This is a genomic window from Clostridia bacterium, assembly GCA_017405765.1.
In the GTDB taxonomy this organism is placed as follows: domain Bacteria; phylum Bacillota; class Clostridia; order Oscillospirales; family RGIG577; genus RGIG577.
This window is the reverse complement of record JAFQZS010000002.1, coordinates 1-4,856: the sequence shown is the minus strand read 5'-3', so window position 1 is coordinate 4,856 and position 4,856 is coordinate 1. Positions and strand designations below refer to the sequence as shown.

Genomic DNA, 4,856 nt, shown 5'->3' with positions numbered 1-4,856 from the left:
CCCTTTACTGCCCCGCTACTCCCCTTGCCGCGTCCCCCGGAAATTTTGGTTCTTTTTTTGTAAAAAGAACCGCCCGCCGCGCAGGCGATTAAAATCTTAAAAGCGCCAGCTTTTAAAAAATTGTCCTTGCTTTTAAGCAAGAAAAAGGATAATTGAATGGGAATTATAGAACGCAGTTCTAATGAAACTCCCTGCTTCGCGGGGGGCTTCCCCCCGTGTCATTGTCGAGGAGCGAAGCGACGAAGAATCTTATTGCAGAAAGATCCTTCGCTTCGCTCAGGATGACAAGGGGGAGGCTCAGGATGACAAGGGGGAGGCTCAGGATGACAAGGGGGAGGCTCAGGATGACAAGGGGGAGGCTCAGGATGACAAAGGGGGGCGCTCAGGATGACAAAGGGGGCGCGCCTGCGCGGCAGAGGCGCAAAGGGGCTTTAGGGCCACGGGACCCAAAAACAAACGCCCGACGCTTTTAGCGCGTCGGGCATTATTATGCGAATTTCTTTAAAGAAGCTCGGCGATGGCGAGCACCTTTTTTGCCACGGTAACGGCGTCGGGGCCGGATACGATAACGGCGCCCTCTCTTGCCCAGTCGCCCTTCGAGTGGAATATCGGAAGCTCACTGTGTCCCGCCGTAAGCCCCTTCTTCATCGTGCTCTCCCACGAATCGGAGTCGGGTATCTCATAGAGCGTATAGCCTGCCTTTGAAAGCGCCTCTATGAGCTTGGGCGAATATCTTATCTCCATAACGGAGCGCACGTTCTTGTCGAACGAATGCATCATTATAAGCACGTAAGACGTGTTCACCGAAGCCGCCCAATCGGGATATGCATATACCGCGGGAAGCCCGTTTATCACCGTTATCCTGCCGGGTATGCCCGCAACGTCCTCGGGCGTTTTCGGGTCGCTCGTGCACATCGTTATATTGCTTCTTACCTCGGGGATGAGCGGCGTCACTTTTTTGGACGCGCACACCATTTTGGCCGCTTCAACTATCTGACCGAGTATTTCATATCTTTCGCTGTTCATATTGTCCCTCCCGAAAAAAGTGTTTTATTATAGCTATAATTTTACAATAAGGCGGTTCGGCTGTCAATAAATACTTGCCATTCACATCATGCGCGCCCGCATAGTATTATATAACACGGGCGGCGGGCGCGTCCCGCTTTTGCCCTTTATATAGATAGACCGGGGAGAATAACGATGCAGCAGACGAACAACAGCGCAAAATGCGGCTGCTTGGGCGGCGCGGCGGACGCGGCGGTTTTTCCGTATACGACGTGTACGCCGCTCCCTCTTGCCATGGTATACGCGCCGATGCAGGCGTGGGAAGGGCTTTACGACGCCGAGGCGGCGCTTATGCGAGGCACGCTTTTTACGGCTCTCGACAAGCCCTTTATAGGCGAGGAGGCGACGCCCGAATGAACGGCAAAAAAGAAAAGCTCATGCGCGAGATACAGATAATGAGCTTTGCCATAGTTGAAACAAATCTCTTTCTTAACACGCATCCCGAATGCGAAAAGGCCATAGCCTTTTTAAACGAGACGCGAGAGAGGAAAGCGGCGAAGGCCGCAGAGTACGAAAAAAAATACGGACCGCTTACCGCGGCGGGAAGAGAGTACGACGGCGCGTTTTCATGGGCAAAGGGCCCGTGGCCGTGGGAATACGATTTTGAGACGGAGAATGCGGAGGTGAACGGCTGATGTGGATATATGAAAAGAAGCTTCAATACCCCGTGAAGATAAAAAATCCCGATCCGACGGCGGCCAAGATAATAATGGCGCAGCTGGGCGGGCCGCACGGGGAGCTTGGCGCGGCGACGCGCTATCTTTCGCAGAGGATATCCGCGCCCGACAGCCGAATAAAGGCCACCCTAAACGACGTGGGCACGGAGGAGCTTGCGCATCTTGAGATGGTGAGCGCCATTATCCATCAGCTCACGCGAAAAATGACGCCCGAACAGATAAAGGAAAGCGGCCTCGACGCCTATTTCGTAGATCATACGGCGGGCATATATCCCGCCGATGCGAACGGCACTCCGTTTTCGGCGAAAACCATCGCCTCGACGGGCGATACACTCGCGGACCTTTTTGAGGACCTTGCGGCGGAAGAGAAGGCAAGACTCAGCTACGACAATATCCTGCGCCTTATAGACGATCCCGACATAAGGGACCCGATAAAGTTTTTGCGCGAGCGCGAGATAGTACACTTCCAGCGCTTCGGCGAGGCGCTTGAGATAGCAAAATCAAAGCTGGACTGCAAAAACTATTACGCATACAACCCTTCGTTCGATAAGTAAGCCAAAAAAAGAGCACGGGCAGACGTCGTTATACGTCCTGCCCGTGTTTTTTCGTCCTGTGGTCTCTTTCTCTATTTTTCTTCTGCCTCGGCCTCTATCTTTTCGCCTTCTATCTTCTTTTGCTCGTTTTTCTTTCCGCGTATAAAGAATAATACCAAAAGGACTGTCACGGCGGTGCAGACGGTCATGCCTATATAGCTGTGATGCACGTTTGCCACCGTATAATGTCCGGCCTCGGCGCCTGCCGACAAAAGCGCCACGAAGCCCGCCGTGCCCAAAGCGCTGCCCATCGTGCGAAGGCACGTGATGAGCGCGTTTCCGTCGGTCTTTTTCGCGCCCTCAAGCTTCGCCATGCCGAAGGTGACGAGATTCATTACGACAAAGGCCATGCCTATGCCGAAAACTATAAGTATGGCTATGAGAAGCACAACGTGGCTGTCCTGTCTTATAAAGAGGATGCAGGCGTTGCTCAGCGTTATAAGTATGCAGCCTATGAGCGCAAGCGGGCGCATACCTATTTTGTCGAAAAGCTTTCCCGTGAAGGGGCTAAGTACCGCCATGATAACGGAGCAGGGCGCGATGATTATACCGAACATCGTGGCGCTGTGTCCCATTATCGTCTGAACGAGGATAGGCATTATAGTGGGCATGGCGTTCATCGTGCCGTAGAGTATCACGCTCATGATAACGGCTACGGCGAAATCGCGCGTTTTGAATACGCGCAGATTGAGAAGCGGATATTCAAGCTTCATCTGTCTGAGCGCGAACACGACGAGCGCGGCGACGCCCACGAGAAGCAAAAGCCCCGTTTGTATACTGAGAAACGGATATGTGCCGATATTCCCCACGCCGAGCACTACGCCCGTAAAGCCTATGGCGGCAAGTATCATTGAGGGAACGTCGAAGCGCTGGGGCATGTTTTCAAGCACGTTTCGCATGAAGATAAGGCCCAAAACGACGTCAAGGATGCATAAAAGCAGTATTATCCAGAATATGAGCCGCCACGAATAGTGGTCTATAACGAGACCGCCGAGTATGGGGCCGAGTATCGGCGCGAGCACAACGGCAAAGCCGTATACGCCCATTGCGAAGCCGCGCCGCCCTTCGGGGACTATCGTAAGTATAACTACCTGCGTAAGCGAAATTATTATGCCGTAGCCCACGCCCTGAACTACTCTTCCGGCGAGCATCACGCCGTAAGTGGGGCATACGGCGCAAAGCAGCACGCCCGCCGTGAAGATGAGCATACCCGTTAAAAAGAGGGGGCGCGTTCTGAATTTTTTGATTATTACAGCCGTTGCAAGTATCATTACGCCGCTTACGAGCGAATAAATGCTCGTTACAAGCTGCGCCTGCGAAGCCGGAATGGCAAATTCGGCCATGATGGCGGGCAGAGCGGTGCTCATTACCGTGGATACGAGCGCTGTTATTATCGCGCCGAGCACCAAAACGACAAAGACGCCTTTGGAGTTTACGTTTGTATTCATGCAGGGATCCTTTCAAACAAGTAAATATAAATTGACTATATTATAATAAGTAATATGGATGAAAAAATCAAACACAATAAAAAACATTGTTGGAAACAAGTGTAGTTTTGGGGCGCTTTTATTTGATTTTGCGCAAAAAAAAACGAACGGGCGCGTCCGTTCGTCTTTTTATTTTGACGATTTATGCTTCTTTTTCTCCTTCGGCAACAAGCTGATCGTAAAAATGCTTATAGGGCGGGATTATTTCATAATCCCGAAGCTCCTTTCTCGTGACCCATGTATAGTCGTTATGTTCGTTTAAAGTAAGCTCGCCGCCCACTATCTTCGCACGGTACATTATGACCTCGACTTCCCATTTCATAAAAGCGTAAACGCCCTTGGAGTAAAGACCCGTCACCTCGATATCAAGATTGAGCTCCTCTTTGTATTCGCGCTTTATGGCTTCGTCGCTTGGCTCGCCGGGGCGCACTTTTCCGCCCGGAAACTCCCACATGAGCGGAAGCTCGTCTTCTTTGCTTCTCTGCGCGATGAATATTTTGTCGCCGTCCTCTACGAGCGCCGTAACTACCTGAGGCATATTTTAAACATCTCCTTTTAAAGTAAATTAGGTGTTATAATTTGCTATTTGAGTTTATTTTACCACAAACAGAGCGCATAACCAAGGTTTTAATACACATTTTAACAAAATTTTTACCCCCCACACCCCCAAGGGGGGGAGGGCATACGCCTCTCATGCGAGGCGGGGAGTTTCTTTAGAACTGCGTTCTATAACTTCCTATTCAATTATCCTTTTTCTTGCTTAAAAGCAAGGACAATTTTTAGAACTCCGTTCTAAAGACTTTATCCCCCTGCCGGGGGCGTACTTTTCACAAAAGCGCTGCTTTTGAAACATTTCTCTTGCTTTTAAAGCAAGGACAAATTTTTAGAACCAAGGTTCTAAGACTCCTATTCGCCTGCGCGGCGGGCGGTTCTAAAGCCTTCCCCTTGAGGGGAAGGTGCCCCGCAGGGGCGGTTGAGGTGATATAGAACTGCGTTCTATAACATTCTATTCAATTATCCTTTCCCTTGCTTTG

The 4,856-nt window shown here is 50.9% G+C and carries 6 protein-coding genes; 3 read left to right on the top strand and 3 right to left on the bottom strand.

Annotation, left to right across the window (positions count from 1 at the left end; genetic code table 11):
• Positions 1 to 501: 501 nt before the first annotated feature.
• A complete protein-coding gene (locus tag IJG50_00450) occupies positions 502 to 1,026 on the bottom strand; it encodes a hypothetical protein (GenBank protein ID MBQ3378318.1) in 525 nt (174 codons plus the stop codon).
• 174 nt (positions 1,027 to 1,200) lie between these two features.
• On the opposite strand from IJG50_00450, the gene IJG50_00445 reads away from it, so the two are divergent.
• Genes IJG50_00445 through IJG50_00435 form a run of 3 tightly spaced genes read left to right on the top strand, consistent with a single transcriptional unit; the run spans position 1,201 to position 2,296 of the window.
• Positions 1,201 to 1,422 (top strand): spore coat associated protein CotJA, encoded by a 222-nt coding sequence (locus IJG50_00445; GenBank protein MBQ3378317.1) that lies wholly within the window; start codon positions 1,201 to 1,203, stop codon positions 1,420 to 1,422.
• Positions 1,419 to 1,700 (top strand): spore coat protein CotJB, encoded by a 282-nt coding sequence (locus IJG50_00440; protein MBQ3378316.1) that lies wholly within the window; start codon positions 1,419 to 1,421, stop codon positions 1,698 to 1,700. Before IJG50_00445 ends, IJG50_00440 begins: the two co-directional genes overlap by 4 nt.
• Positions 1,700 to 2,296, top strand: a complete 597-nt coding sequence (locus IJG50_00435) for a manganese catalase family protein (protein ID MBQ3378315.1) — start codon at positions 1,700 to 1,702, stop codon at positions 2,294 to 2,296. Before IJG50_00440 ends, IJG50_00435 begins: the two co-directional genes overlap by 1 nt.
• Positions 2,297 to 2,367: 71 nt before the next feature.
• Here the strand turns inward: IJG50_00435 and IJG50_00430 are convergent, their stop codons facing one another.
• Both IJG50_00430 and IJG50_00425 read right to left on the bottom strand, forming a co-directional pair.
• Positions 2,368 to 3,783, bottom strand: a complete 1,416-nt coding sequence (locus IJG50_00430; protein MBQ3378314.1) for a DHA2 family efflux MFS transporter permease subunit — start codon at positions 3,781 to 3,783, stop codon at positions 2,368 to 2,370.
• 181 nt (positions 3,784 to 3,964) lie between these two features.
• A complete protein-coding gene (locus IJG50_00425; protein ID MBQ3378313.1) occupies positions 3,965 to 4,360 on the bottom strand; it encodes an NUDIX domain-containing protein in 396 nt (131 codons plus the stop codon).
• Positions 4,361 to 4,856 lie beyond the last annotated feature (496 nt).

Coding starts and splice junctions, on each gene's coding strand:
- IJG50_00450 (MBQ3378318.1), bottom strand. CDS start 1,026: ATGAACAGCGAAAGATATGAAATACTCGGTCAGATAGTTGAAGCGGCC.
- IJG50_00445 (MBQ3378317.1), top strand. CDS start 1,201: ATGCAGCAGACGAACAACAGCGCAAAATGCGGCTGCTTGGGCGGCGCG.
- IJG50_00440 (MBQ3378316.1), top strand. CDS start 1,419: ATGAACGGCAAAAAAGAAAAGCTCATGCGCGAGATACAGATAATGAGC.
- IJG50_00430 (MBQ3378314.1), bottom strand. CDS start 3,783: ATGAATACAAACGTAAACTCCAAAGGCGTCTTTGTCGTTTTGGTGCTC.
- IJG50_00425 (MBQ3378313.1), bottom strand. CDS start 4,360: ATGCCTCAGGTAGTTACGGCGCTCGTAGAGGACGGCGACAAAATATTC.
- IJG50_00435 (MBQ3378315.1), top strand. CDS start 1,700: ATGTGGATATATGAAAAGAAGCTTCAATACCCCGTGAAGATAAAAAAT.